Below are 24,507 nucleotides of genomic sequence, written 5' to 3'. Positions count from 1 at the left end.
AGACAGATGACCAATCGCATGACCCAGACCATTCTCATCACCGGCGGCAGCCGCGGCATCGGCCGTGCCGCCGCCATCATGTGCGGCAAGCGCGGCTGGTCGGTGGGCGTCAATTATGCCGGCAACGAGCTAGCGGCGCAGGAGACCGTGGCGCTGGTCGAAAAGGCCGGCGGCAAGGCCGTCGCCATCCGGGGCGACGTCTCGGTCGAGGCCGATGTCATCGCCATGTTCGCGGCAACCGAGAAGGCTTTTGGGACCATCGCCGGTGTGGTCAACAACGCCGGCATCGTGGCACCGGGCATGGCGCTGGCCGAGATGAGCGCCGAGCGCCTTGCCCGCATGTTCAATGTCAATGTGCTGGGCGCCTATCTGGTGGCGCGCGAGGCGGCAAGGCGGATGGGAACGGATCGCGGCGGCAAAGGCGGCTCTCTGGTGAACCTGTCCTCCGCTGCCGCACGCCTCGGCTCGCCCAACGAATATGTCGATTATGCCGGGTCCAAGGGCGCCATCGATACCATGACCATCGGCCTGTCCAAGGAACTGGGCCCGCGCGGCATCCGCGTCAATGCGATCCGCCCCGGCCTCATCGACACCGAGATCCATGCCAGCGGCGGCGCCCCCGACCGCGCCTTCCGCCTCGCCACCCAGGTGCCCTTGGGTCGCCCCGGCACGGCGGACGAAGTCGCCGCCATGATCCTCTTCCTGCTGGGCGAGGAGGGGTCCTATCTCAACGGCGCCATCATCGACGTGACCGGCGGGCGGTAGAGCCAGGCACCACAAGCGTATCGAGACATGATCCGCGTTGCGTGGGGCCGGCCGATTGCCTAGGCTCGCGGCCGCAACAAATCCGTCATCCAGAAACGCCACCGATCATGCCCATCCTCTCGATCCAGTCCGAAGTCGTCTATGGCCATGTCGGCCACCAGGCCTCGCGTTTCATCCTGGAGCGCATGGGCCATCCGGTCTGGGCGGCGCCGACGGTCGTCTTTTCGAACCATCTCGGCCACAAGACGGTGACGGGGCGCGTGCTGCCGGCTTCGGAAGTGCGGGAGCTGATCGACGGGCTGCGGCAATTGGATGTGCTCAAGCAGGCGAACACCGTCCTCACCGGCTATCTGGGGGCACCCGAGACGGCAGCACTGGTGGCCGAGGTGGTGGCCGAGGTGAAGGCCGCGAACCCTGACGCCCTCTTCATCTGCGACCCTGTCATCGGCGACCAGGGCAGCATGTATGTGAAGCCGGAATTGGCGCAGGCCCTGGCCGAGATCCTGGTCCCCATCGCCGACGTGCTCTCGCCCAATGTCTATGAGCTCGGCCACCTCACCGGGCGCGAGGTGAGATCGCGCGCGCAGGCCGTGGAGGCGCTGCATGCGCTGGCGGCGCGCTCGGCCGCGCGCATCGTCATCGGCACCGGAATCCCGGACCCGGATCACCCGGAGGAGCTTGCCGTCCTCGCCCTCGCCCGCGCCCATGGCCATGATGTGGCCCCCGTCGCCATGACCACGACGCGGCGCCACCCGATCTTCGCCTCGGGCACCGGCGATGCCTTCACCGCCCTCTTCACCGCCAGCTACCGCCGCGACCCCCACCTGCAATCCACCCTCGACCGCGCGGTGGCCGCCATGGCCATCATCGTCGGCGAGACGGCCGCCACCGGCTCGGACGAATTGAAGATCATCGAAACCCAGGAAGACTGGGTCGCCGCATTGAAGAAATAGCGGCGGCCAGAGCCGGGCGGATTGGCGCCGGAGCCCACAGCGTTGAGTCGACTACAACCTAAAATCGTATCATTTTTAATTTTTTCATGAAAAATAGGATTAGTATGAAAATCTGCGCTGGGCAGGGAGATGTCCATGGTTTCGCCGCTTAACCGCTTTTTGGACAAAAGCCCGGCCATGAAAGACCTGGCCTTTCCGGTCGCCTTCTTCCACTGAAGAGCCACAATCGCTGACGGCGGACACTCTGCGTGACGGTCCTGAAACAGAAGTGGATTCATAGCAAGAAAGCTGAATGCGATCAGCATCGACCGCGTCGAGCCGAGGACATTTCGCATGATCCCGCGAGGCTCAGTCACAGGAAGCGGGGGCTGTCCGCTTACATGAATTGGTCGGACCTGCGTGTCTTCTCCGACGCTCTGAAAATGCTTCTGCCGGATTTGGTCTATTTCCCCTCGGTTTATGTGGGCGGCGGGCTCAACAATGAGGCACCGCCCAACCAACCGATTCCGATCTACCGGACTCTAGTCGACTGCCTGAAAGATTCGACACACGGCGTCCTTGTTGAGATATCGATCCGGTGGCCCTGGCCGGACGAGGTCGACAGCGACAACCCGGACATTCTCGCCGGCAATATCTACGGGTCGACATCTCCCTGGTTCGATCCGCCGTGGCGGTTACCGACGAATTGGAGTCGCCGGCGACGGGCTGGGCGCCGCGCCAGCATAACGATTCATTTCCGCGGCTATCAGCGTCTCCAGGAAATTACGCAATGGGAAGGGAAGGATTTCTGGGGTACGAAGCTTGACGAGAGTGGGCGGCGCCTGGCCGAGCGCGTTCCAGAATCATGGGTGTTTCGTTTCGGTTGCGCCAGCTTCGTCAATGCGAGCTATGTACAGGAAGACACAGACAAAGCCTTCTTCTGCGAGTTGCTTCTCGATTTGTGGCGCAAATGCTCGACTGATCTCTCCGGACTTTATGATGCCGTCACCGGTGAAGTTCTGAAACCTGAACACAAGAACTACGAAGCCCGATATGGGTGGAACGTGCTGAAGCATGGCATCAGCGGCAAGCGCCATTTCCTCACCGTCGTGCCCGATCGAAAAGAGGACAGATTCTACGCGACCGGGCCGGCGGCAAAGCAGGCGAAGCGCGCCCTGCTTTCCCCCGACCTGGAACCGTTCGACGCCTATGACTTCATCTATCCGAGGAAACGATTGCCACTTCTATCCGGAAAAACATGACCGGCCGGAATCCTTGTTGTTCGCAAGGGTCGGCAGGTACGGCGGCTCCCCCGGTGCAGGCAGGTCAACCAGGACGCGCTGTCCGCCTATATCCAGGCACGGGAAGCGGAACGCGCTGCCACCCCGCTCACACATTCTTCTCCTTGAACTGGCAGAGATCCCGCACGACGCACCGGCCGCAGTCGGGCTTCCTTGCCTTGCAGACATAGCGGCCGTGCAGGATCAGCCAGTGGTGGCAGTGGAGCTTGAACGGCTCCGGCACGCGTTTCTCCAGCGCCGCCTCGACCTTGAGCACGTCCTTGCCGGGAGCGAGGCCGGTGCGGTTGGCGACGCGGAAGATATGCGTGTCGACGGCGATGGTGGGCAGGCCGAAGGCGATGTTGAGCACCACATTGGCGGTCTTCCGGCCCACCCCGGGGAGGGTCTGCAGGATGTCGCGGTCCTGCGGCACCTCGCCCTTGAAGTCGCGCAACAGGATCTCCGAGAGCCTGATGACGTTCTTCGCCTTGGTGTTGAAGAGGCCGATGGTCTTGATGTGCTCCTTGAGCCCGGCCTCGCCCAGCTTCAGCATCTTCTGCGGCGTATCCACGCGCTGGAAGAGCTTTTCCGTCGCCTTGTTGACGCCGACATCGGTGGCCTGGGCCGAGAGCACGACCGCCACCAGCAGGGTATAGGGGTTGACATAGTTGAGTTCCCCCTTCGGCGCCGGGTTGGCCGCCTGGAGGCGGGCGAAGAAGGTCTCGATCTGGTCGCGTTTCAGCATGGCTGGCCTGTCATTTTGGCGGCTGTGCGGGCGGGCGGCGCGGTTGTGGGAAAGCCGCCACCGACTATACTCGGGCGCATCCATAACGGAAGCATGGCCAGGATGAGCGAGACCCAGAGCGGCGGGCCGGCGGCGCCCCATGACGCGACGGCCGAAACCGGCGAGGCGCCGGTCTTCGAGGCCATCCTCTATCCGCACCGCTCGCTCGGCCGGCGCGGCTATACCATCCTCATCGCCGGCACCGCGATCATCATGGGGCTCTATGGCCTCACCTTCCTCCTCCTCGGCGCCTGGCCGATCTTCGGCTTTATCGGCGCCGAATGGCTGCTGTTCTGGTATCTCTTCTCGCGCCATCTGCGCGGCGACCGGCGGGCGGAGCGCCTGCGCCTCTATGCCGATCGGCTGGTGATCGACAAGCTCGATGCCAAGGGGCGCCACACCACGCTGGCGTTGCAGCCCTATTGGCTGCGCGTCATCCTGAAGCGCGCCGGCGAGGCCGATTCCAGCCTCTATCTGGGTTCCCACGGCAGGGCGGTGGAGATCGGCGCGTTCCTTTCCGGGCCGGAACGCTGCGGCTTTGCCGAGGAACTGGAGGCCGTACTGGCGCGCCACCGCGACGGGGCGCATCTGCGCGAAGGCGCACAGCCAGCGCCATCGGCCTGATCCATGACCGCACAGCACCAGAAGCCGCCGGCGATCCAGGCGCCCGGCCTTGCCGAGTTCGGCCTCCTCGGCCTCCTCGCTTTGGTCTGGGGCTCGTCCTTCCTCTTCATCAAGGTGGCGGTGGATCACGGCCTGCCGCCGCTCAGCCTGGCGATCCTGCGCATCGGCATGGCGGCCGTCATCCTGGTGGGCCTCGCGCGCTGGCGCGGGCAGGAATGGCCGCGCGGGGCGGGCTTGTGGGCCAGGCTCACCTTCCTCGGCGTCATCGGCAATTCGCTGCCCTTCTTCCTGATCGGCTGGGGCGAGCAATTCACCACCTCGCAGCTGGCCGCCATCCTGATGGCGACCATTCCGCTGCTGGTCGTGGTGATCGCCCATGTCATGACCCATGACGAGAAGCTGTCGCTGCCCAAGATCGCCGGCGTGCTGTGCGGCTTTGCCGGCGTCGTCACTTTGGTCGGCTTCGACGCGCTCAAGGGGCTGGGGGCGCAGGTCGTGGGCCAGCTTGCCATCCTCGGCGCCTGCCTCAGCTATTCCCTCTACGGCGTCAATGCGCGCCGCCTGCCGCAGATGGGGGCCGAGATGACAGTCGGCATCATCCTGGTGCTGGGCTTCGTCACCATGGCGCCCATCTGGCTCATCGTCGATCAGCCCTGGAACCTTGCCCCCGACGGCAAGGCGGTCTTCGCCGCGTTCTGGCTGGGGCTGCTTTCGACCGCCTTCGGCAACTGGCTGTTCTTCACGCTGATGCGCCGCGCCGGCGCCAGCTTCGCCTCGACCAACAATTTCCTGGTGCCGATCATGGGCCTCGGCTGGGGCTATTTCGGCTATGCCGAAGTGCCGGGATGGAACGCGGTGGCGGCCCTCGTCCTCATCCTGATCGGGCTGGCCCTGCCGCGCCTGCGCCTCGGGCGCAGGCAATCATGACGGAGGAAGACCATGCCCTATGTGAACGTGCAGATCACCCGCGGCGCGACGCGCGCCCAGAAATCGGCCCTGGTGGCCGAGATCACCGACGCCCTCGTCCGCAACCTCGGCAAGAAGCCGGAGCACACCCATATCGTGATCCAGGAGATCGACGAGGCGGATTGGGGCTTTGCCGGGATGCTGACCGACGATTGGAAGCGCCAGGGCGGCAGTTGATGACCGCTAGGTCGCGCTGCCGCCGACGCTGAACCCCAGCACGTCCTTCATGGAATAGAGGCCGGGCCCCTTGCCGGCGGCCCACAGCACCGCCTTCACGGCACCCCGCGCGAAGATCTCGCGGGATGACGCCTTGTGGGTGATCTCGACCCGCTCGCCATCGGCGGCGAACATGACCGTGTGGTCGCCCACCACATCGCCGCCGCGCAGCGCCTGGAAGCCGATCTCGCCCTTGACCCGGGCGCCGACATGGCCGTCGCGGGCGCGCCTGGCGACCCGCCGCAGGGGCACGCCGCGGCCACGCGCCGCCGCCTCGCCCAGGGTCAACGCCGTGCCGGAGGGCGCATCCACCTTGTGCCGGTGATGCATCTCGACAATCTCGATATCCCAATCGGGATCCAGGATGCGGGCAATCTGTTCCACCACCTGTTCCAGCAGATTGACGCCCAGCGACATGTTGGAGGCCATGACAATGGGCGCCTTCTGTGCCGCCCGGCCGATCGCCGCCAGTTGGTCGGCATCGAGGCCGGTCGTGCCGATGACATGGGCGGTGCCAGTGCGGGCGGCAAAGCCGGCATGCTGCGCCGTCGCCGCCGGATTGGTGAAATCGATCACCACATCGGCCGCCTCGAACAGCGCGGAGGCGTCGTCGCCCACCGTGATGCCGAAGGGTTCGGTGCCGGCCAGTGCGCCCAGATCCATGCCGAGGGCGGGCGAGCCCTTGCGCTCGCTGCCGCCGACCACCAGGACGCCGGGCACCGCCGCCAGGGTCTTTAGCAGCATCTGGCCCATGCGCCCGGCACAGCCGGCGATGCCGACGCGGATGGCACCGTTGACCGGCCGCTTGGGCCGCAGGCCGCCGCCGCCCGGTTTTGCTGTCACGGGTTTTGCTGTCACGGGTTTTGCCGCCGCCGGTTTTGCCGCCGCCGGTTTTGCCGATTGCGGCACGGCCGCCCTGCTATCGCGGGCTGGCTTCGCAGACGCTTTTTCCTTTTTCGGCAATGGCTTGGTCTTGGCATTGGACTTTGCCGCCGGTGCTGGCGCCGCCTTGGGCTTGGGCCGCTTGGCCTGAGCTTTCCCCGCCATCTTTCCCCCTAACGTTTATCGCCGTGAAATCTAGACGACGTTGCGCGGCCTCGGCAACAGGCTGGGCCCGAGTTTCGTCGCGGCAGGGATGGGGGCCCGGCGAGACCGGCCGCTATTGCAGGTCCTGGGGCGCGGGCGGCAGCACGGCGGTAACGGCGGTGCCTTCGCTGCGGCGGCTGACGATATCGAGGGTGCCGCCATGGATTTCGACCAGGTTCTTGACCAGAGCGAGGCCAAGACCGGTGCCGCGATGGTTGCGCGCCACGGCGGAATCGATCTGGCGGAAAGGGTCCAGGGCCTGGCCGATCTCCTGCGGGTCCATGCCGATGCCGTTGTCGCGCACGGTGATGGCACTGGCGCCGCCCGGCCCGGGGCCGATGGAAAGGGCCACATGCCCGCCATTGGGCGTGAACTTCACCGCGTTCGAAAGCAGGTTGATGATGATCTGCTTGATAGCGCGGGAATCGCCATAGAGCGTCTCGATGCCCTGTTCGACATCGGTCAGCAGCTTGACCCCCGCTTCCTTGGCAAGGCCGGAGACGAGGCGCGAGCTCTGCTCGATCACCGCGCGCACCTCCAGCAATTCAGGCTTCAGCTCGAACTTGCCGGCCTCGATCTTGGAGATGTCGAGGATGTCGTTGATGAGGTCCAGCAGCAGATTGCCGCTTTCATGGATGAGCTGCGCGTAATCGCGGTAGCGCGGCGGCTCGACCGGGCCGAAGGTGCCCTGCCGCGTCACGTCGGAGAAGCCGATGATGGCGTTCAGAGGTGTCCGCAATTCATGGCTCATATGGGCGAGGAATTGCGATTTGGCGCGGCTGGCGGCCTCGGCGGCCCGGTGCAGTTCGCGCAACTCGCGCGCCTGTTCCTCCAGCTTGGCACGGTTTTCCTCCAGCTCGACCTGGTATTCGCGGACTGCGGTCACGTCGGTCTCGCTGACCAGCAGCGCCGGGGCGCCGGTGGCCGGATCGCGGCAGGTGCGCGCCGTCAGTTCGTGCCAGCGCGGCCCCGCGATGGTGCGGATGCGGGCCACCTGGCGCGCCTCGCCCGCTTCGGCGATGGCGGCGGCGAACAGGCGGTAATCCGCCGCGTCGTCGAAACGCGCGGCAAGATCGACATCGGCGCCCGCGCCCACCCCAATCACCGCCAGTCGCGCCGCCGGGTTGCGGTAGAGTGGTCTTCCATCCAGGTCGTAAAGCGTGATCATGACCGAGGTGTGCAGCAGCGCGTCGGCGCTGCGGAGCGATTCCGGTGTGTTGCGATGTTCGGCCGAGGCCTCGCACAGCATCGCCATGCGCCCGTCCGGTAGGCGCGCGCCGCTGAACACGGCATTCACCGTGACCGGCTCGCCCTGCGGATAGATGGTCCAGATCTCGGTGAAGCTGGCATCGCGGGCGTTGAAATCTTCCTGGTACTGCCGGAGGCGCGCCGCCACCGCGGGCGACATGTCCGCGCCCATGTCGCGCGCGGTGAGTTCCGCGAGCGAATCGGCACGCCAGATGCGGAGGGCCGCACGATTGGCCCAGATCACGCGCGATTGGTCGATATCGAAGACCCATAACGCCGTCTTCAGCCGATCGACCGGCAATCCCGGGAATCCTGTCACGCCGCTACCCCCCAATTGGCATCACGCCGGATTGGCGTCATTCCCCGGTGCCAGTGCAGATCCGGCACCGGACCGGAAAAGCCGGTTAAGTTTTTTCGGGTGATCTGTGGCGACGCTGCGGAACGCCGGCCACGCGCAGGAAAAGACACCGGGGGCCCGGCGTCAAGTCCTCAGAATTGGCACCCAGGGCCCGGTGCCCGTCCGCCGGGCGGGCATTTCCCTGTTGAATAAGTTCCTGTCGAGTTGCCGGGGCTAGTCGCGGGAATTGTCGAAGAATTCCTTCACCCGCGCGAAGAAGCCCTCGCTTTGCGGGGAATGATTGCCCTGTTTCTTGCCCTCGGCCTCGAACTGGCTCAGCAATTCCTTCTGCTTCTTGGAAAGGTTGACCGGGGTTTCGACCACCAGTTCGACATACATGTCGCCGCGGGCGCTCGAACGCAGCACCGACATGCCCTTGCCCTTGAGGCGGAATTGCTGCCCGGTCTGGGCCCCGGCCGGGATCGTCACCTTGGCGCGGCCGCCATCGATGGTCGGGATCTCGACCTGGCCGCCAAGGGCTGCCGTCGTCATGATGATCGGCACGTGGCAGTGGATGTTGGCGCCGTCGCGCTCGAACAGGCGGTGCGGCTTGATCGAGAGGAAGATGTAGAGGTCGCCGGCGGGCGCCCCCATCATGCCCGCCTCGCCCTCGCCGGCCAGGCGGATGCGGGTGCCCTCCTCGACGCCGGCCGGGATGTTGACCTGGAGCGTCTTCTCCTTGGCCGTGCGGCCGGAACCGTGGCAGGTCTTGCAGGGCTTCTCGATCACCTTGCCGGCGCCGCCGCAATGCTGGCAGGTGCGCTCGATGGTGAAGAAGCCCTGGGTCGCGCGCACCTTGCCATGGCCATGACAGGAGGGGCAGGTAACCGGTTTCGAGCCCTTCTCGGCACCGGCGCCGTCGCAAGCCTCGCAGACGACCGAGCTTGGCACGCGGATGGTGGTCTGCTTGCCGGCAAAGGCCTCCTCCAGGCTGATCTCCATGTTGAAGCGGAGATCCGAGCCGCGCCCGCGGCCCTGGCCGCGCCTTCCGCCGCCCATGAAATCGCCGAACATCTCGTCGAAAATGTCGGCAAAACCGGACGCGTTGAAACCATGCGCCTGGCCGTTGCGGAAGCCGCCACCGCCATTCTCGAAGGCGGCATGGCCGAACCGGTCATAGGCGGCGCGCTTTTGCTCGTCCTTGAGCACGTCATAGGCCTCGTTCAATTCCTTGAACTTGCCTTCCGCCTCCTTGTCGCCGGGATTGCGATCGGGATGGTATTGCATGGCCAGCTTGCGATAGGCCTTTTTCAAGGCTTCCGCATCCGCGCCCTTCTCCACCCCCAGCGTCTCGTAGTAATCGCGCTTCATGATGCAATCGTCTGAATTCGGGTCTGCAGCACTTGTGCCGCGCTGATAAGAACCGAGGCCGGGTCGGGTATCAAGCAGATACCCGACCCGACCTCGCTGTCACGTCATCCGTGGGTCGGGCGCCATCCGGGACGCCACCCGCTCAGGCGCTCTTGCCCTTGCGGTCGTCGACTTCCTCGAAATCGGCGTCGACCACCTTCTCGTCATTGGAGGCCTGGGCAGAGCCGGCATCGGCTTCCGCGCCGCCGCCCTCGGCACCGGCCGCCTCGGCCTGCGCCTTGTAGAGCGCCTCGCCCACCTTCATCAGGGCCTGGGTGAGGGCCTGGGTCTTGGCCGTGATCGCCTCGACATCCTCGCCATCCTGGACCGATTTCAGATCGGCGATGGCGCCCTCGACCAGGGACTTGTCCTCGGCCGAGACCTTGTCGCCGGCATCTTTCAGCTGCTTCTCGGCATTGTGCACCAGGGCGTCGGCCTGGTTGCGCGCCTCGACCAGCTTCTTGCGCTTCTCGTCCTCGGCCTTATGCGCCTCAGCATCCTTGACCATCTTCTCGATGTCGCTGTCCGAGAGACCGCCCGAGGCCTGGATGCGGATCTGCTGCTCCTTGCCGGTGGCCTTGTCCTTGGCCGAGACGTTGACGATGCCGTTGGCGTCGATGTCGAAGGTGACCTCGATCTGCGGCACGCCGCGTGGGGCGGCGGGCAGGCCGACCAGGTCGAACTGGCCGAGGAGCTTGTTGTCCGCCGCCATCTCGCGCTCGCCCTGGAAGACGCGGATGGTGACCGCGGTCTGGCCGTCCTCGGCGGTCGAGAAGACCTGGGACTTCTTCGTCGGGATCGTGGTGTTGCGGTCGATCAAACGGGTGAACACGCCGCCCAGCGTCTCGATGCCGAGCGAGAGCGGGGTCACGTCGAGGAGCAGCACGTCCTTGACGTCGCCCTTCAGGACGCCGCCCTGGATCGCGGCACCGATCGCCACGACTTCATCCGGGTTCACGGAACGGTTCGGCTCCTTGCCGAAGAATTCCTTCACCTTCTCGATCACCTTGGGCATGCGGGTCATGCCGCCGACCAGGATCACGTCCTGGATGTCGGAGGCCTTGAGGCCGGCATCCTTCAGCGCCTTGCGGCAGGGCTCCATCGTGCGCTCGATGAGGTCGTCGACGATGGCCTCCAGCTTGGCGCGGGTGAGCTTGATGAGGAGGTGCTTCGGACCCGTCGCATCGGCGGTAATGAAGGGCAGGTTGACCTCGGTCTGCATCGCCGAGGACAGCTCGATCTTCGCCTTTTCCGCAGCTTCCTTGAGGCGCTGCAGGGCGAGCTTGTCCTTCTTCAGGTCGATGCCGTTTTCCTTTTTGAACTCCTCGGCCAGGTAATCAATGATCCGCGCGTCGAAATCCTCGCCGCCGAGGAAGGTGTCGCCATTGGTCGACTTCACCTCGAAGACGCCGTCGCCGATTTCGAGCACGGAGACGTCGAAGGTGCCGCCGCCGAGGTCATAGACCGCGATGACGCCGCCATTCTTCTTGTCCATGCCATAGGCGAGGGCGGCCGCCGTCGGCTCGTTGATGATGCGCAGCACGTCGAGGCCGGCAATCTTGCCGGCATCCTTGGTCGCCTGGCGCTGGCTGTCGTTGAAATAGGCCGGCACGGTGATGACCGCCTGGGTCACCTTCTCGCCGAGATAGGCCTCGGCCGTCTCCTTCATCTTGCCGAGGATGAAGGCCGAGATCTGGCTGGGGCTGTAATTCTTGCCGTGGGAGTTGACCCAGGCATCGCCATTGTCGCCCGACGTGATCTTGTAGGGGACGAGGTCGATGTCCTTCTTGGTGGTCGGATCGTCGAAGCGGCGGCCGATGAGGCGCTTGATGGCGAAGAGGGTGTTCTCGGGGTTGGTCACCGCCTGGCGCTTGGCGGCCTGGCCGACCAGGCGCTCGCCGCTATCCGTGAAGGCCACCATCGAGGGGGTGGTGCGGGCACCCTCCGCATTCTCGATGACCTTGACGTCCTTGCCTTCCATCACGGCGACACAGGAATTGGTCGTGCCGAGGTCGATGCCGATTACTTTGGCCATGAGTCTTCATCCTTTCCTGCGGCAGATCCCTGTCTTGGGCCTTCCCATGAAGCACCCGACCGGAGCATGGAAGCTCCAGGGACCCCCGACTTTGACAGTTGCTGCGAAGTCATGCCCTGGCGACCGGAGCCGGCTTCCCCAACAAATCCATCCCGGGGCCGGGCAGTCGCCGTTTAGGCATTGGTTTCGAGGGGTTATATAGGCGGTCCACAAAGCCGCGCAAGTCGCGCCGCCGAGATTCTTAATGGTCCGGCGGATACCCCGACAACCTGTCGCGGCCGGCCTTGTCCCAGTAAATTACTCGGATTTTGATGCGGGCAGGTGCAGGGCGGCTTCTGGCGCCGGCCGGCAAACCGGATAGAATGTCGCTGGAGGGGAGACCGAATGCCCAGTGACAGCAGTATGCCCGACAGCAAGATGTCCGACAGCGAGATGCCCGACAACAGCCGCCCGGTTGGCGGTCACCAGGATATGCGACCGCTGGAAAGGCGCGAGGGCGACCGGCGGAAGGACAGCATCCACCGCGCCATCGTCATCCTGATGGCCCTCGACATCGTTATGGGGGCCACGATCGCGGCCGTCGGCCTCGGCGTGCTGCAGGACCAGGCGATCGCCCTGGCCGGCGGGGGGCTGGCCCTGTGCGGCCTCGTCCTGCTGGTCTTTTTCGAGCTATTCGGCCGCCGGGGCTAGGGCCGCAAGGCGCCCCCCGGCCAGCATCCCGGTGGCGGGGGCCGCGGCAGCGGCCGTTCGGATTCCCAGATTCTCCGCCTCGATTCGCGCCTGCCGCTCGGCCAGCAGCGCCGCGATGCGGCTTGCCACCATGTCCAGTTCGCAGGCGCAAAGATCGGCCAAAACCCGGTTGACCGGCTCCGGACCAGCCAGACCCGCCGACCCCCTGCCTGCTTGCTCCGCGCCTGCTTGATCCCCGCCCGCTTGTTCGGCGTCCAGCCGCGCCACCAGCCCGTTGCGCAGCAGCCGGTTGGTCAGAATCGGCACATGGCGGATCGGCTGCGCCTGGCCGCGGCGGACCGCGGCCTCGAAGCGGCGGTCGAGCCAATCGGCAGGGCTGCCCCGCTCCAGCCTTTGCAGCCGGCGGCGGCCCAGCCAGTGCAGCGGCCGGCTCGGCATCCAGAGGGGCGGGCGTGGCGTCGCCGGCAGCGCGAAAAGCCGGAGCGGACGGCCGGTGAGGGCGGCATCGGCCAGCATCGAGATGCTGTCGCTGGTGACGATGAAGGCATCGGCCAGGGCGAGCAGGCCAAGATAGGGATTGGGGCCTGTGCGGTCGCGCCGGAAGGGGAAAAACTGATGCGGCGCCGGCAGGTCGCGGGCGAAGAGATCCTGCACCGCGGCCGGGGTCCGCGGCGAGGCGGCGACCAGCAACGTACCGCCGGTCGCCCGTACCAGGCCGAGGGCCCGCTCCAGCAGCTGCCGCCCGTCGGATTCGCCGAAATCGATCGGCCGGGAAGGGCCGCCCGCCAATACGCCGATGAGGGGCCTCGGGAGGGCGGCGAACCGGCCGGCAAAGGAGGTGGCTGCGGCGGCCAGCGACGCTTCCGGCCGTGCCGTGACGGGGAGGGTGAGGTGCAGCACATTGGGTGCGGCGGGCAGTGCGTATTGCGCCGTGCTCACCAGCAGGTCGATATCGCGGTAGTGGTCCTGGTAGCGGCCGAGCTGCACATGGATCGCGGCGGGGTTTTTCCGCGTCTTGATCCAGCGCGCGACCGGCGCCGCGCGGCGGCCGATGGAAACCACCAGATCGGGATAGGAAAAATGCGCCGGCGTAGAATCGGCGGCGCCGATATCGGCGCTGGCGGCGCGGTCGACATGGTCTAGGGCGTGTTCGAGCGGCACGCGTGCTGCCGGCGCATGGCGATAGGCGATCTGCTTCACCTCGGCCGGCCAGCCGAAACGCCGGGCCAAGGCAGCGCCCAGCGCCAGCACCTGCTCGTTGTCGCCGAGGCGCGGCCCCTGCAGCAGCCAGACCAGCGGCGGCTTTCCCGGCAATTGGCCTTGCGCCAGGTCGAATGGCAAACGCATATCCGGCGCCGCCAGCGCCTTGTCATCAGTCATCGCCCGATTCCCCGTCCCGGAATTGTCCGACAAAACCTAGGACAGGGTTGATGACGACAGGCTGACGCCGGTCTTGCAGACCGATGACAATTGTCATTGGCGCCGTTATCAGGTGGGGAACCGCGGCAGCTGGAGAATGGTGTTATTCCGGCTGCCGCTCGGAATGGCCGAGTGCGCGGTCGGGAGCAATCTGATCGCGCAGGCGCTGTTTCAACTCCTTCAATTCCGGAAACCGCCCCTCATCCTTGCGCGACCAGATGATCTGATCCGCCGCCCGCACCTCGAAGATGCCGCTGCTGCCGGGGATCAGCGTCACGCCGCCCAATTCCTCCTCGAAGGTCACCAGCAATTCCTGCGCCGTCCAACCGGCCCGCAGCAGCCAGCGGCATTGCGTGCAATAGGTGATGGTGACGATTGGTTTCATGTCGGCAGGACAGCTGCCCCGGCCGCCGTCGGCGGCTTTGCGGTCATGCCCTGGGGATAGAGCTTTGCGATCCAGAACAACAGCAGCAGTCCCGGGATCGCCATCACCGTAGTCAGCGCCCAGAACGTGACCCAGTCCAGATGATCGGCGAACCAGCCGCTGCCGCTGGACAGGATCGTGCGGCCCTGCGCCATGAAGGAGCTGAAGAGGGCATATTGCGTCGCCGTGAAGGCGACATTGCAGAGGCCGGAGAGATAGGCGACGAGGGCGGCCGCGGCGACGCCGCCCGCCAGATTGTCGGCCGTGATGGCAACACCCAGCCAGAGGAGGTCGTTGCCCATCATCGCCAGGTAGCTGAACAGCAGATTGGTGACGGCCTGCAGCACGCCGCCGACCAGCAGCGTCCGGAACAGGCCGTAGCGCGCGACGATCAAACCACCGAGTACGCCACCCACCAGGGTGGCGATGACGCCATAGAGCTTGGATATGGCGGCGATCTCGGTGCCGGTGAAACCGAGCTCGACATAGAAGGGGTTGGCCATGGCGCCGCCGAAGGCGTCGCCATATTTGTAAAACAGGATGAAGAGCAGGATGACGATCCAGCCGCGGCGACCCATGAAATCGGCGAAGGGCCGCACCGCCGCCTGATTGAGCCAGTCGGCATAGCTTTTCCGTTTGGCCGTCTCAACGCCGCGCCGTTGCGGTTCCGGCACGAACAGGGTGAAGGCGGCGCAAAGCGCCGCGGCGATGGCGAGGATGGCAAAGATGGTCGGCCAGTCGATGAAATCGGACATCGCCGTGACGCCCGCGCCGGCCAGCAGCATGCCGATGCGATAGCCGACCTGGGTCGTGCCGGCGCCGGCGCCCTGTTCGTCGTCGCGCAGAATTTCGATGCGATAGGCATCGATGACGATGTCCTGGCTGGCCGAGAAGAAGGCGACCAGGATGGCGAGAATGGCCGTGAACTCGGGATCGATGGTGGGGTCGGTCCGCCCCATCAGGAAGATGACCGCGACCAGCCCCGCCTGGCACAGGAACAGCCAGCTCTTGCGCCGGCCGATGCGGCCGATGAGCGGCAGGCGCAGATGGTCGATGATCGGCGACCAGGCGAATTTCAGCGTGTAGGGAATACCGACCAGGGTGAAAAGGCCGATGGTGGTCTTGTCGACGCCGACCTTGGAAAGCCAATAGGACAGGGTCGACAAGGTCAGCAGCAAGGGCAGGCCGCTGGCAAATCCCATCACCAGGATGATGATCTGGCGGCGCGTCAGATAGACCGACATGGCCTCCCACCAACCGACCTGACGTTCGACGCTCATGCTCTGTCCTTCACCGGCGACTCGGGGTCCTTGATCGCGCGCCATGCTGAATCAGATTGCCGTGGGCCGCAATGTCAGCGCTTCAGCCGCTCGTTGATCTCGCCCAGCGTGTCCGCGTCGAGATCGGCGATACGCCTGGCAAGGCGGTTGGCAAGCTCGGTGGCCAGCGGCGACAGCCCGCCGGTCTCGATCGTGACCCTGGGGTCGGAGAGGTCGGCCAGCGCCTTCAACTCGTCTACCTCGTCCCAAGCGAGGTTGAAATAGGCGGCAACCTGCTGCACGAAGCCGGCCTTGGGACGCGCGCGATGGCCGTGCTCCAGCGCCGAGAGATAGGCGGAGGAGACCTTGAGGGCCCTCGCCATGTCCTTCAGCTGGCGCTCATGCTGCTGGCGGAGTTCGCGCAGCTTCTGTCCGAAGGGTGTCATGCGGCGGCGAGATTACGGGAGGGACGGAGTCGCCGGCAACAGGACGGCTAGACCGCCAGCCGGAAGCGTGCCGCGCCGCTGCCATCGGCCAGCGCCGGCTCGCCGCCGGCCTGGCGGTAGGCGCGGTCGGCTTGCTGCAGCGGCGGATCGTAGAGGCCGGGGCGCAGCTGCTCCTGGGCGATGAGCTGGGCCAGAAAGGGGGCTGAGAACCCGCTGGCGGTAACGGCATCTGCCGGCACCCGGCGCGATTCGCCGGCAGCGGCCGATTCGCGGCGCGCCTCGGCGCCGGCGGCGCGGTTCGCGGCGGCATCCCGCGCCGGCACGCCGGCATTGCCGGAGAGGCTTTCATCCGGCCTGCCGCCGTCATAGACCCGGAAGCGGAAGGCCTTGGCGCGGGCATTTTCCTGTCGGTCCGCCGCCCCCTCCGCGGCACCGATCCCCCCCGCCGCGGGAGACTGGTTCGCCGGATACCGGTTTGGCGAGATCTGGGCAGGCTGCGAACCGCCCGGCTGAATCGTTCCCGCCCGGCCGGGAACGGCCGGTGGCGGCAGAAAGAGCAGGCGACCGATCTCGGCCATCAAATCCGCTTCGGTTCGGGGGGTGGCTGGAGAATTAGATAGAATTTTAGATAAATTCGATTGAGGCACAAGCCCCCGCCCCGGCAGAAACCGCCGGAAGCACACATCCAGATCCGTGATCGGCCGGCCGCGGGGCGAAATATTTATGGTAAACAAATGTTTACCATATCTCTGGTCGGCGATGTCACAGAATGGCCCCAGGCCGGTCGGATCGGAACCGGCCCGGAATATGGCCCGCGACATGGCCCCGTAATATGGCCGATGAGTCAACTTTTAGGACTTTGTTTAGACTCTCGGCGTTAGGGTCTCTGTCTGTTGGCAGGCGGTGGCGATTGAGGAGCGCTCGTGACGGCCCTGAGGAACGAGCAAGAGGTTGATCCTTTGTCGCCGGATTCGGTTCTGGACGCGATCGCCGGCGATTCCGACAGCCCGCGCGCGGCACCCGAATGGCTGCAACAGGCGATCCGCGGCTCGGGCGACATTCTCTATCGCTGGGACATCCTTTCCGACCGGCTCAACTGGGCCGGCGACGTGGAAGAGGTGCTGGGCGAGGCCGAGCAGGCCATCGCCAGCGGCCATGGCTTCAACAACCGCATCCATCCCGAGGACCTGCCGCGGCGCCTCAAGGCGCTCTCCGACCATTTCAGCCAGGGCGACACCTATGACTGCGAGTACCGCGTCCGCAACGCCCAGGGCATCGTCATCTGGGTGCATGACCGCGGCCGCGTCGAGCTGGACGCCAACGGCATGCCGCGCGCCATGTCCGGCACCATGCGCATCATCACGCAAAGGAAGCAGAACGAGGCGCGCCTCGAGCGCATCGCCAATTACGACGAGCTGACCGGCCATTTCAACCGCGCGCGCCTGCGCGACGAGCTGGACCATGCCCTCTCCGCCGCGCGCCGCTTCGGCCTTGCCGGCGCCTTCCTGGTGATCGGCGTCGACAAGCTTGCCATGGTCAACAACGCCTATGGCTACGAGATCGGCGACGCCGTGCTGGTGGCGATCGGCCAGCGCTTCGACCGTGTGCTGCGCGCCAGCGACATCATCGGGCGCCTCGGCGGCGACCGCTTCGGCGTGCTGCTGGGCAATTGCCCGGAGGAATGCGTCACCCAATGCATGGACCGCATCATCGAGACCATGCGCAACCAGGCGATCGAGATCAACGGCCAGTCCATCCCGGTCACCGTCTCGATCGGCTGCGTGCTGTTCCCGGGCCTGGTCAACACCGCCTATGAGGTGATGACCAAGGCGGAATCGGCCCTCGCCTATGCCAAGAAGGCGGGGCGCTGCTGCGCCAATGTCTACCGCCCCTCGGAACAGCAGACCCTGCTCTATCGCCGCACGCTCGACATCGGCACCCAGGTGCAGCAGGCGATGCGCGAGGAGCGCCTGATCTTCACCTACCAGCCGATCGTGGCGGCACAGACCCTGACCGTCTCGAAATACGAATGCCTGCTGCGGATGCGCGACGAGGACGGCAAGATCCTGCCGGCTGGCGCCTTCATCCCGGTGGTTGAGCAGCTCGGCATGACGCGCCTGATGGACCGCTATGTCCTCGACATGACGGTGGGCGAGTTGCGGCGCGACCCGGCTGCCGTGCTCTCGCTCAACATCTCCGGCCTCACCGCCACCGACCAATCCTGGCTGCGCGCCCTCATCGCCGCGGTGAAGGCGACGCCCTCGATCGCCGAGCGGCTGATCGTCGAGATCACCGAGACGGCAGCACTCCACGACATCGAGGAATCGGCCCGCTTCGTCAATGTCGTGCGCGATGTCGGCTGCCGCGTCGCGATCGACGATTTCGGCGCCGGCTTCACCTCGTTCCGGCACCTGAAGGCCTTGACCGTCGACCTGGTCAAGATCGACGGCTCCTTCGTACGCAACCTCGCCAACAATGCCGACCAGCAGTTGTTCATCCGCAATTTGATGGGCCTCGCCGGCACCTTCGGCCTCGAAACCGTGGCCGAGTTCGTCGAGAACGACGCCGATGCCAGCGTCCTCATCAATGCCGGCGTCCACTACCTGCAGGGTTATTATTACGGCCGCCCGCAATTCGATCGCCCCTGGCCGATCGGCGCCAGGATCCAGCCGGCCGGCTGACGCCGCCGGCGACACCACTCCGCACCCGCATCCCAAGCCCACATTGCCATCGCCGCATGGCTGCGCCATAAAGCGCGGTGATGAACGAAAGCGGTACATCTCCCGACCGGATTGTCCCACTCGCCGATCTGCCGGCGTTGCTCGCCCTGCATGGCGCGGCGCTCTGGCTGGAGCGGGGCGATGCGGCGCCCGAGCATGTCAGTCAGGCGACAGTGGCCCTCAGTGCCCGCGCGCGCGCGCCCCTGCTGGTGCACGGGCCGGCCTGCGCAAGGCGCCTGCGCACCGATCGGTTCGCCGCCTTCGATCTGCTGGAGCTCTATGCCTTCGTGCGGCCGGCGAGCTTCTGCCTGCCGACGGCCAAGGGTCTCGCCGAGGCTTTGGGCCTCGCTGTCCCCACGCATCACGATGCCGCCGCCGAGATCCGCCTGCTGCATGAATCGGCACGGCTGCTGCTGGGCGAACTCCGCGCCCTCAACCGCCAGCGCCGGCGCGTAATCGGTCTGGCCTGGGCAATGGCGCGGGCCGGCTGGGCCTGGGCACCGTTGGTGCTGGCCGCGCTCGATTTCCGGCGCGACGACGGCAAGCCTGCCCCGGGTATCGGCGTCTGGGACGACCTCCCCGAATGGGCGGATGGCGCGCCGCCGCCGGAGCCCGGACACCAGCCGGTCCAGGCCGAGGAGACGCGAAGGCGCCTGGCCGAACTGACAGGCGCCCATGCCGAGCAGCGTGCGGCACAGGCGGATTTTTCGGCCGGCCTCGTCCCCGCCTTCACGCCGCGCGCCGAGGAAGGGGCACCCCAAGTGGTGCTGGCCGAGGCCGGCACGGGGGTGGGCAAGACGCTGGGTTACATCGCCCCCGCGAGCCTCTGGGCCGAACGCAACCAGGGACCGGTCTGGATCAGCACCTATACCAGGCATCTGCAGCACCAGATCGACCAAGAGCTTGACCGCCTCTACCCCAATCCGGCGCAGAAGGCTCAGAAGGTGGTGATCCGCAAGGGGCGCGAGAACTATCTCTGCCTGCTCAATCTGGCCGAGATGGGCGCGCAATTGTCGACGCGCCCCGTGGATGCGGTCGGCTTCGGCCTCGCCGCGCGCTGGGTCATGGCGACGCGCGACGGCGACATGGTCGGCGGCGATTTCCCGGGCTGGCTGCCCGATCTCATTGGCCCGGGCCGCAGCCTCTCGCTGGCCGACCGGCGCGGCGAATGCATCTATGCCGCCTGCCCGCATTACACGCGCTGCTTCATCGAACGCTCGGTCAGGCGCGCAAAGAAGGCCGAGATCGTCATCGCCAACCATGCGCTGGTGATGATCCAGGCGGCGCTGAACGGTGGCGCGGAGCAGAGCGAGGAACAGCGCCTGCCGACGCGCTATGTCTTCGACGAGGGCCATCACCTGTTCAGCGCCACCGACAGCGCCTTTGCCGCGCATCTGACCGGGCAGGAGATGACGGACTTAAGGCGCTGGCTGCTGGGCGCCGAGGGCGGCCGGTCGAGCCGCGCGCGGGGCCTCAAGCGCCGCCTCGACGACCTGCTGCTCGACGATGCCGAGATGCCGCAACTGGTCGAGGACGTGCTGGCTGCCGCGAAACTCCTCGCCGGCGAAGGCTGGCAGCAGCGCGTGATCGACGGCCAGCCATTGGGGGCTGGCGAGCGCTTCCTGCTGGCGGTCAGACACCAGGTGCTGGCGCGAAGTGCCAGCCCGCGCAGCGGCTACAGCCTGGAATGTGCGACCGCACCGCTGGAAGATGCGGTCGCGCTGGCGGCGGTGACACTGGAACGCGGCCTGAAGCAACTGACCCAGCCGATGCTGGCGCTGGCCGCAAGACTGATGCGGCGCCTGGACGAGGAAGCGGATTCCCTCGACAGCGCGCAGCGCCAGCGCCTTGATGCGCTCGCCCGCGGCCTCGTGCGCCGCGCCGATGGCGAGGCCGGCGCCTGGCGCCACATGCTGGCAGCACTCACGGCACCGATGGCCGAGGACGAGCGGGAACAAACCTTCGTCGACTGGTTCGGGCTCGAACGCAGCGACGGGCGCGAGCTCGATCTCGGCATGTACCGGCATTTTCTCGATCCCACCCTGCCCTTCGCGGAAACCGTGATGAAGCCGGCCCACGGCATCGTCGTCACCTCGGCGACGCTGACCGATGGCAGCGGCTCGGAACTGGCCTGGGCGGGGGCTGAGGCGCGCGCCGGGACCGTGCATCTGCCGCTGCCCGCCTATCGCCTGCGCGTGCCCTCGCCCTTCGACTATGCGCGCCAGACCAGGGTCATCATCGTCACCGACCTCGACAAGGACGACATGGCGCAGGTGGCCGCCGCCTATCGCACCCTGTTCCTGGCGGCAAGGGGCGGCGCGCTCGGCCTCTTCACCGCGATCCAGCGCCTGCGCGAGGTGCATCGGCGCATCGCCCCCGCCCTGGAACAGGCCGGGCTCAACCTGCTCGCCCAGCATGTCGATGCGATGGACAACGCCACCCTCATCGACATCTTCCGGGGCGACCGCGATGCCTGCCTGCTCGGCACCGATGCGGTGCGCGACGGCGTCGACGTGCCGGGAGATGCGCTGCGCCTCATCGTCTTCGACCGTGTGCCCTGGCCGCGCCCGGACCTCCTCCACCGGGCGCGCAAGCAGGCCTTCGGCGGCACCGCCTATGAGGACCAGCTGACTCGCCTCAAGCTGAAACAGGCCTTCGGCCGCCTCATCCGGCGGGCCGATGATCGCGGCGTCTTCGTGCTCCTCGACAAGGCGATGCCGAGCCGCCTGCTCTCGGCCTTTCCGGCGGAGATCACGGTCGAGCGGATCGGTCTCAAGGACGCGATCGCCGGTGTGCGCGCCTTCCTGGGTCCGGCGTAGGTCGCGGATTTTGCCTGATTCCGGCCGTTTTCCGGGGGCTTGAGCGGATATCCGCCCGCCGCTATTGTGGCGCCGTTCCGGCAGCCGCCGCGAGCCTTCCCATTTTCAGCCGACAGGATTTTCGCCATGGCGAGCATCAACCACCACACCGCCCTCATCTACACCATGATCCTGGTGTCGGCGGCGGATCGGGACATGACCGATGCCGAGATGCAGTCGATCGGCGACATGGTCGGACACCTGCCGGTGTTCCGCGATTTCGACAAGGCCAAGATCGCCAAGACCGCCGCCTCCTGCGTCGACCTGCTGAACGGCAAGAACGGCCTTGACGGTGTGCTGAAGGCCATTTCCGACCACCTGCCGGAGCGATTCCGCGAAACCGCCTATGCGCTGGCCTGCGATGTCGCCGCCGCCGATGGCAAGGTTAGCCAGGAGGAGGCCCGCATGCTGGACCTCATCCGCTATGAGCTGAAGGTCGGCAAGCTGGTCGCCGCCGCCATCGAACGCGGCGCCCGCGCGCGCCACATGACGCTGTAGATCAAAGCCGACGAACTGGCGGTTGCCACCACCCTTCGCCCGCACCTTTTCCCCGCTATCGCGGGGCGCAGGTATGGTGCGGGGCGCGGGGCTGGGATGAGGGGTGCCTGTCTACGCCGCCGAGCGCAGATCGCCGTGGGCGAAATCCATGTAGAGCTGGCGCGCGCGGCGATAGAGCGGGCCCAAATCGAGATCGCGATCGCCGATGCCGGTCACCGGCAGCACCTTGCCGAAATTGCCGGTCGAGAAGATCTCATCGGCATCCATGAGATCGGCCGGCGACAGCGTGCGCTCATAGACCGGGATGCCGGCGGCCATGAACAGGCGAATGAGGCGCTGGCGCGTGATGCCGTTGAGGAAGCAGCCGTTATGGGCCGGGGTATAGGCGGCCCCGTCCTTGGCGATCCAGAGATTGGAGCCGGTGAATTCCGCCACATTGCCGAGCGGGTCCAGCATCACCGCATCGTCGAAGCCGGCGGCGCGCGCCTCGCCCGAGGCACGCCCCGCCTGGGCATAGAGGCAGACCGCCTTGGCATCGGTCGGCGCCGTTTCCGGCGAAGGGCGGCGGAAGCGCGAGATCATGACACGGCAGGGTTTCGGTTCGGGGAGCGGCGTCAGGGTCACCGAAATGCAAATGCGCGTGCTGGCCGGGTCGGGCGCCATCCAGCCATCCTCGGACCACATGAAGGGGCGCAGGTAAAGATGACTGCCGCGCGGGAAACGCGCGATGCCGTCGCGGCAGATCTCCTCGATCTCGCCGGCGGAAAGGGGCGAGCGCAGGCCGACATTGCCGGCCGAGCGCACGGCGCGGCGGCAATGCAGGTCGAGATCGGGGGTGACGCCGTCGAACGCGCGCGCCCCGTCGAAGATGCCGCCCATCAGCCAGGTGGCATGGTCGAAGGCCCGCATCAGGGGTGGATTGCCGGTCACCCATTTGCCGTCGATGAAATGCCATTGATCCATGGCGCACCTCGTTCTGCCCCGCCGCCACATCACCGCCATGAATGCATGGCGGGCCGGCATGACGGGCCGGCGCGGTGGAATTGACAGGTAAAACGCTAGGCCGGGCGTTCGGATGCCGTCAAGCATTCCCGCCGGATGCCGGATCCCTGGCCCGGGCGACAACGATGCTGCCGGTGCCGCCGGTGGGGGGTGCGATTGCGGTTATTTCCCCGACCGGGCGATCTCGGCCAGGAGGGTGAGGCTAGCCTGGCGCAGCTGTCGCAGCGCGCCCTGCACCTCCGCCGCCATGACATCGCGGCAGCGATCTTGCGCCGCCGCGGCGAGGCGGCGGCTGATGCCGTCGATCTCGTGCCGCCGGGCGTGAAGTTCGGCAAGCCGCGCCGCGCCGTCGGAGCCGAATCTGGCCTGCCGCCGAGCCAGCCAGGGCAGGATGTCAAAAGCCAGTCCGGCATCGATGGCGCCCGGGTAGCACTTTGCGCTGTCGCCCGATGTCGCTGGACCGGGCGCCGGTGGGGTGGCCACTATCGGCCCTGCTGCCGTCGGCCCTGCTGCCGGGCGATTGAAGGCGATCGGATGGTCGTTCGGCATGACCTGCCCCCTTTCGGCCGCTGGATCCTCATTTGCGGCCGAATGGAACATATCATGAACTCGCGTCGGATGAAAGTGTCCGGCGTTACTGGCTGACCCAGATGATGCGGGCGGCGAAGCGGACTTCGCTATTGGTGAGGAATTGCGCGCGGCCGGACGGGCCGATCGATTCGGTGTAGTAGCCATCGGCATCGTGCCGCGCCACCCGCCGGATCAGGATGCCGCCGCTGCCGAGCCCCAGCACCACCCGGTCGCCGCGGCGGATCTCGGCCCCGGTGCTGGCGATCAGCGTATCGCCGTCACGGTAGACGGGATCGAACTCGCTGCCGCTGATCTCGATGCCGAAGGCATCGCGGCCGATACTGCCGTCGAAATCGAGATGGCCCCAGCCGGCGCCGACCGGCTGCCCCGCCGCTGAGAAATGCTCGGTGGCCAGCCGCTCCAGCGGCAGGACGGGCACGATGCGGCTGCCGCGCGCAGCAGCACCCCGCTCCGCCAGTTCCGCGCCGCCATGGCCGTTGCTGACCGCGTCACCGCCATGCGCGCCGGTGAGGAGAACGAAGTCGATGAAGGGTTCACTGGTGACGGCCAGGATCTTCGACAGGGATTCGGTACTGGGCCAGCGCGGCCGTCCCTCGCGCGTGATGCGCTTTGACGGGTTGAAAGCGGTCGGATCCAACCCAGCACGCCGGGCAAGACCGGAAGCGGAAAGGCCGTGCTTGGCGGCCAGCCGGTCGATACCGCGCCAAACATCGGCATGCTGCAGCATGGGAACTGTCACGATGGCGTCTCCTAACGTTACGTCAGAATACGACTCGCTTCCTGCAGCCCCAGTTTCCGAGCGTTTCTAAGCCTTCTCCCAGTATTGCATCCCTGTTGCCTGCGCCTGTCCGACATACGCGATCCGCGTCCGACTCAGGCATGGCACCTGGGTATGCTCGCTGTCCTGTCGCACATCG

Annotated in this window: 23 protein-coding genes; 10 read left to right on the top strand and 13 right to left on the bottom strand. The window is 66.4% G+C overall.

Annotated elements, in window-relative coordinates; all coding sequences use genetic code 11:
• Positions 1–6 precede the first annotated feature (6 nt).
• The 3 genes from A8950_RS09485 to A8950_RS09475 all read left to right on the top strand — a co-directional run bounded on the left by A8950_RS09485 (position 7) and on the right by A8950_RS09475 (position 2,959).
• Entirely contained in the window at positions 7–765 is a 759-nt protein-coding gene (locus tag A8950_RS09485) for an SDR family oxidoreductase (protein ID WP_243735594.1), read from the top strand.
• Between the two features lie 107 nt (positions 766–872).
• A complete protein-coding gene (gene pdxY / locus A8950_RS09480) occupies positions 873–1,718 on the top strand; it encodes a pyridoxal kinase (protein WP_133613413.1) in 846 nt (281 codons plus the stop codon).
• A gap of 248 nt (positions 1,719–1,966) precedes the next feature.
• The gene (locus A8950_RS09475) at positions 1,967–2,959 is read left to right on the top strand and encodes a hypothetical protein (RefSeq protein ID WP_133613412.1); all 993 of its coding nucleotides are present in this window, start codon (positions 1,967–1,969) and stop codon (positions 2,957–2,959) included.
• A gap of 127 nt (positions 2,960–3,086) precedes the next feature.
• Here the strand turns inward: A8950_RS09475 and nth are convergent, their stop codons facing one another.
• On the bottom strand, positions 3,087–3,722 hold the full coding sequence (gene nth, locus A8950_RS09470) for an endonuclease III (RefSeq protein WP_208109814.1): 636 nt from the start codon (positions 3,720–3,722) through the stop codon (positions 3,087–3,089).
• A 102-nt stretch (positions 3,723–3,824) separates the two neighbouring features.
• On the opposite strand from nth, the gene A8950_RS09465 reads away from it, so the two are divergent.
• Genes A8950_RS09465 through A8950_RS09455 form a run of 3 tightly spaced genes read left to right on the top strand, consistent with a single transcriptional unit; the run spans position 3,825 to position 5,528 of the window.
• Positions 3,825–4,385, top strand: a complete 561-nt coding sequence (locus A8950_RS09465) for a DUF2244 domain-containing protein (protein ID WP_166645096.1) — start codon at positions 3,825–3,827, stop codon at positions 4,383–4,385.
• Between the two features lie 3 nt (positions 4,386–4,388).
• On the top strand, positions 4,389–5,312 hold the full coding sequence (locus A8950_RS09460; protein WP_133613410.1) for a DMT family transporter: 924 nt from the start codon (positions 4,389–4,391) through the stop codon (positions 5,310–5,312).
• 12 nt (positions 5,313–5,324) lie between these two features.
• On the top strand, positions 5,325–5,528 hold the full coding sequence (locus A8950_RS09455; RefSeq protein WP_133613409.1) for a tautomerase family protein: 204 nt from the start codon (positions 5,325–5,327) through the stop codon (positions 5,526–5,528).
• Between the two features lie 6 nt (positions 5,529–5,534).
• Here the strand turns inward: A8950_RS09455 and dapB are convergent, their stop codons facing one another.
• The 4 genes from dapB to dnaK all read right to left on the bottom strand — a co-directional run bounded on the left by dapB (position 5,535) and on the right by dnaK (position 11,683).
• Complete coding sequence (gene dapB, locus A8950_RS09450) at positions 5,535–6,353, bottom strand: 4-hydroxy-tetrahydrodipicolinate reductase (RefSeq protein WP_133613837.1); 819 nt, start codon at positions 6,351–6,353, stop codon at positions 5,535–5,537.
• 373 nt (positions 6,354–6,726) lie between these two features.
• Entirely contained in the window at positions 6,727–8,220 is a 1,494-nt protein-coding gene (locus A8950_RS09445; protein ID WP_166645095.1) for a PAS domain-containing sensor histidine kinase, read from the bottom strand.
• Positions 8,221–8,472: 252 nt separating this feature from the next.
• Positions 8,473–9,612 (bottom strand): molecular chaperone DnaJ, encoded by a 1,140-nt coding sequence (gene dnaJ, locus A8950_RS09440; RefSeq protein ID WP_133613407.1) that lies wholly within the window; start codon positions 9,610–9,612, stop codon positions 8,473–8,475.
• 139 nt (positions 9,613–9,751) lie between these two features.
• On the bottom strand, positions 9,752–11,683 hold the full coding sequence (gene dnaK / locus A8950_RS09435; RefSeq protein ID WP_133613406.1) for a molecular chaperone DnaK: 1,932 nt from the start codon (positions 11,681–11,683) through the stop codon (positions 9,752–9,754).
• 402 nt (positions 11,684–12,085) lie between these two features.
• On the opposite strand from dnaK, the gene A8950_RS09430 reads away from it, so the two are divergent.
• A complete protein-coding gene (locus A8950_RS09430; protein ID WP_166645094.1) occupies positions 12,086–12,373 on the top strand; it encodes a hypothetical protein in 288 nt (95 codons plus the stop codon).
• Here the strand turns inward: A8950_RS09430 and A8950_RS09425 are convergent.
• From A8950_RS09425 to A8950_RS09405, 5 genes are all read right to left on the bottom strand, one after another.
• A complete protein-coding gene (locus tag A8950_RS09425; RefSeq protein ID WP_133613404.1) occupies positions 12,353–13,753 on the bottom strand; it encodes an ELM1/GtrOC1 family putative glycosyltransferase in 1,401 nt (466 codons plus the stop codon). The two genes, A8950_RS09430 and A8950_RS09425, sit on opposite strands and share 21 nt — an antisense overlap.
• Positions 13,754–13,895: 142 nt before the next feature.
• Entirely contained in the window at positions 13,896–14,177 is a 282-nt protein-coding gene (locus A8950_RS09420; protein ID WP_133613403.1) for a SelT/SelW/SelH family protein, read from the bottom strand.
• Positions 14,174–15,496, bottom strand: a complete 1,323-nt coding sequence (locus A8950_RS09415) for an AmpG family muropeptide MFS transporter (protein ID WP_133613402.1) — start codon at positions 15,494–15,496, stop codon at positions 14,174–14,176. Before A8950_RS09415 ends, A8950_RS09420 begins: the two co-directional genes overlap by 4 nt.
• Positions 15,497–15,570: 74 nt before the next feature.
• Complete coding sequence (locus tag A8950_RS09410) at positions 15,571–15,921, bottom strand: helix-turn-helix domain-containing protein (RefSeq protein WP_133613401.1); 351 nt, start codon at positions 15,919–15,921, stop codon at positions 15,571–15,573.
• A 47-nt stretch (positions 15,922–15,968) separates the two neighbouring features.
• Positions 15,969–16,499 carry a hypothetical protein gene (locus tag A8950_RS09405; RefSeq protein WP_133613400.1) on the bottom strand — a complete coding sequence of 177 codons (531 nt, stop codon included), beginning with the start codon at positions 16,497–16,499 and terminating at the stop codon, positions 15,969–15,971.
• Between the two features lie 345 nt (positions 16,500–16,844).
• Here A8950_RS09405 and A8950_RS09400 point away from each other — a divergent pair, with 345 nt between their 5' ends.
• The 3 genes from A8950_RS09400 (at position 16,845) to A8950_RS09390 (ending at position 21,997) form a co-directional block, all read left to right on the top strand.
• On the top strand, positions 16,845–18,602 hold the full coding sequence (locus tag A8950_RS09400) for a putative bifunctional diguanylate cyclase/phosphodiesterase (RefSeq protein WP_133613399.1): 1,758 nt from the start codon (positions 16,845–16,847) through the stop codon (positions 18,600–18,602).
• A gap of 80 nt (positions 18,603–18,682) precedes the next feature.
• A complete protein-coding gene (locus A8950_RS09395; RefSeq protein ID WP_133613398.1) occupies positions 18,683–21,460 on the top strand; it encodes an ATP-dependent DNA helicase in 2,778 nt (925 codons plus the stop codon).
• 126 nt (positions 21,461–21,586) lie between these two features.
• On the top strand, positions 21,587–21,997 hold the full coding sequence (locus A8950_RS09390) for a tellurite resistance TerB family protein (RefSeq protein WP_133613397.1): 411 nt from the start codon (positions 21,587–21,589) through the stop codon (positions 21,995–21,997).
• 111 nt (positions 21,998–22,108) lie between these two features.
• Here A8950_RS09390 and A8950_RS09385 read toward each other — a convergent pair whose 3' ends face one another.
• From A8950_RS09385 to A8950_RS09375, 3 genes are all read right to left on the bottom strand, one after another.
• The gene (locus tag A8950_RS09385; protein ID WP_133613396.1) at positions 22,109–22,960 is read right to left on the bottom strand and encodes a branched-chain amino acid aminotransferase; all 852 of its coding nucleotides are present in this window, start codon (positions 22,958–22,960) and stop codon (positions 22,109–22,111) included.
• 201 nt (positions 22,961–23,161) lie between these two features.
• On the bottom strand, positions 23,162–23,548 hold the full coding sequence (locus A8950_RS19445) for a hypothetical protein (protein WP_166645093.1): 387 nt from the start codon (positions 23,546–23,548) through the stop codon (positions 23,162–23,164).
• A gap of 85 nt (positions 23,549–23,633) precedes the next feature.
• Positions 23,634–24,329, bottom strand: coding sequence for a S24 family peptidase (locus tag A8950_RS09375; protein WP_133613394.1), 696 nt, complete (start codon positions 24,327–24,329; stop codon positions 23,634–23,636).
• Between the last annotated feature and the right edge of the window lie 178 nt (positions 24,330–24,507).

Origin of the sequence: Dongia mobilis (assembly GCF_004363235.1) — a bacterium.
Lineage (GTDB): Bacteria > Pseudomonadota > Alphaproteobacteria > Dongiales > Dongiaceae > Dongia > Dongia mobilis.
Note: the sequence above shows the minus strand (reverse complement) of the source record. Positions and strands in the feature narration are given on the sequence as shown.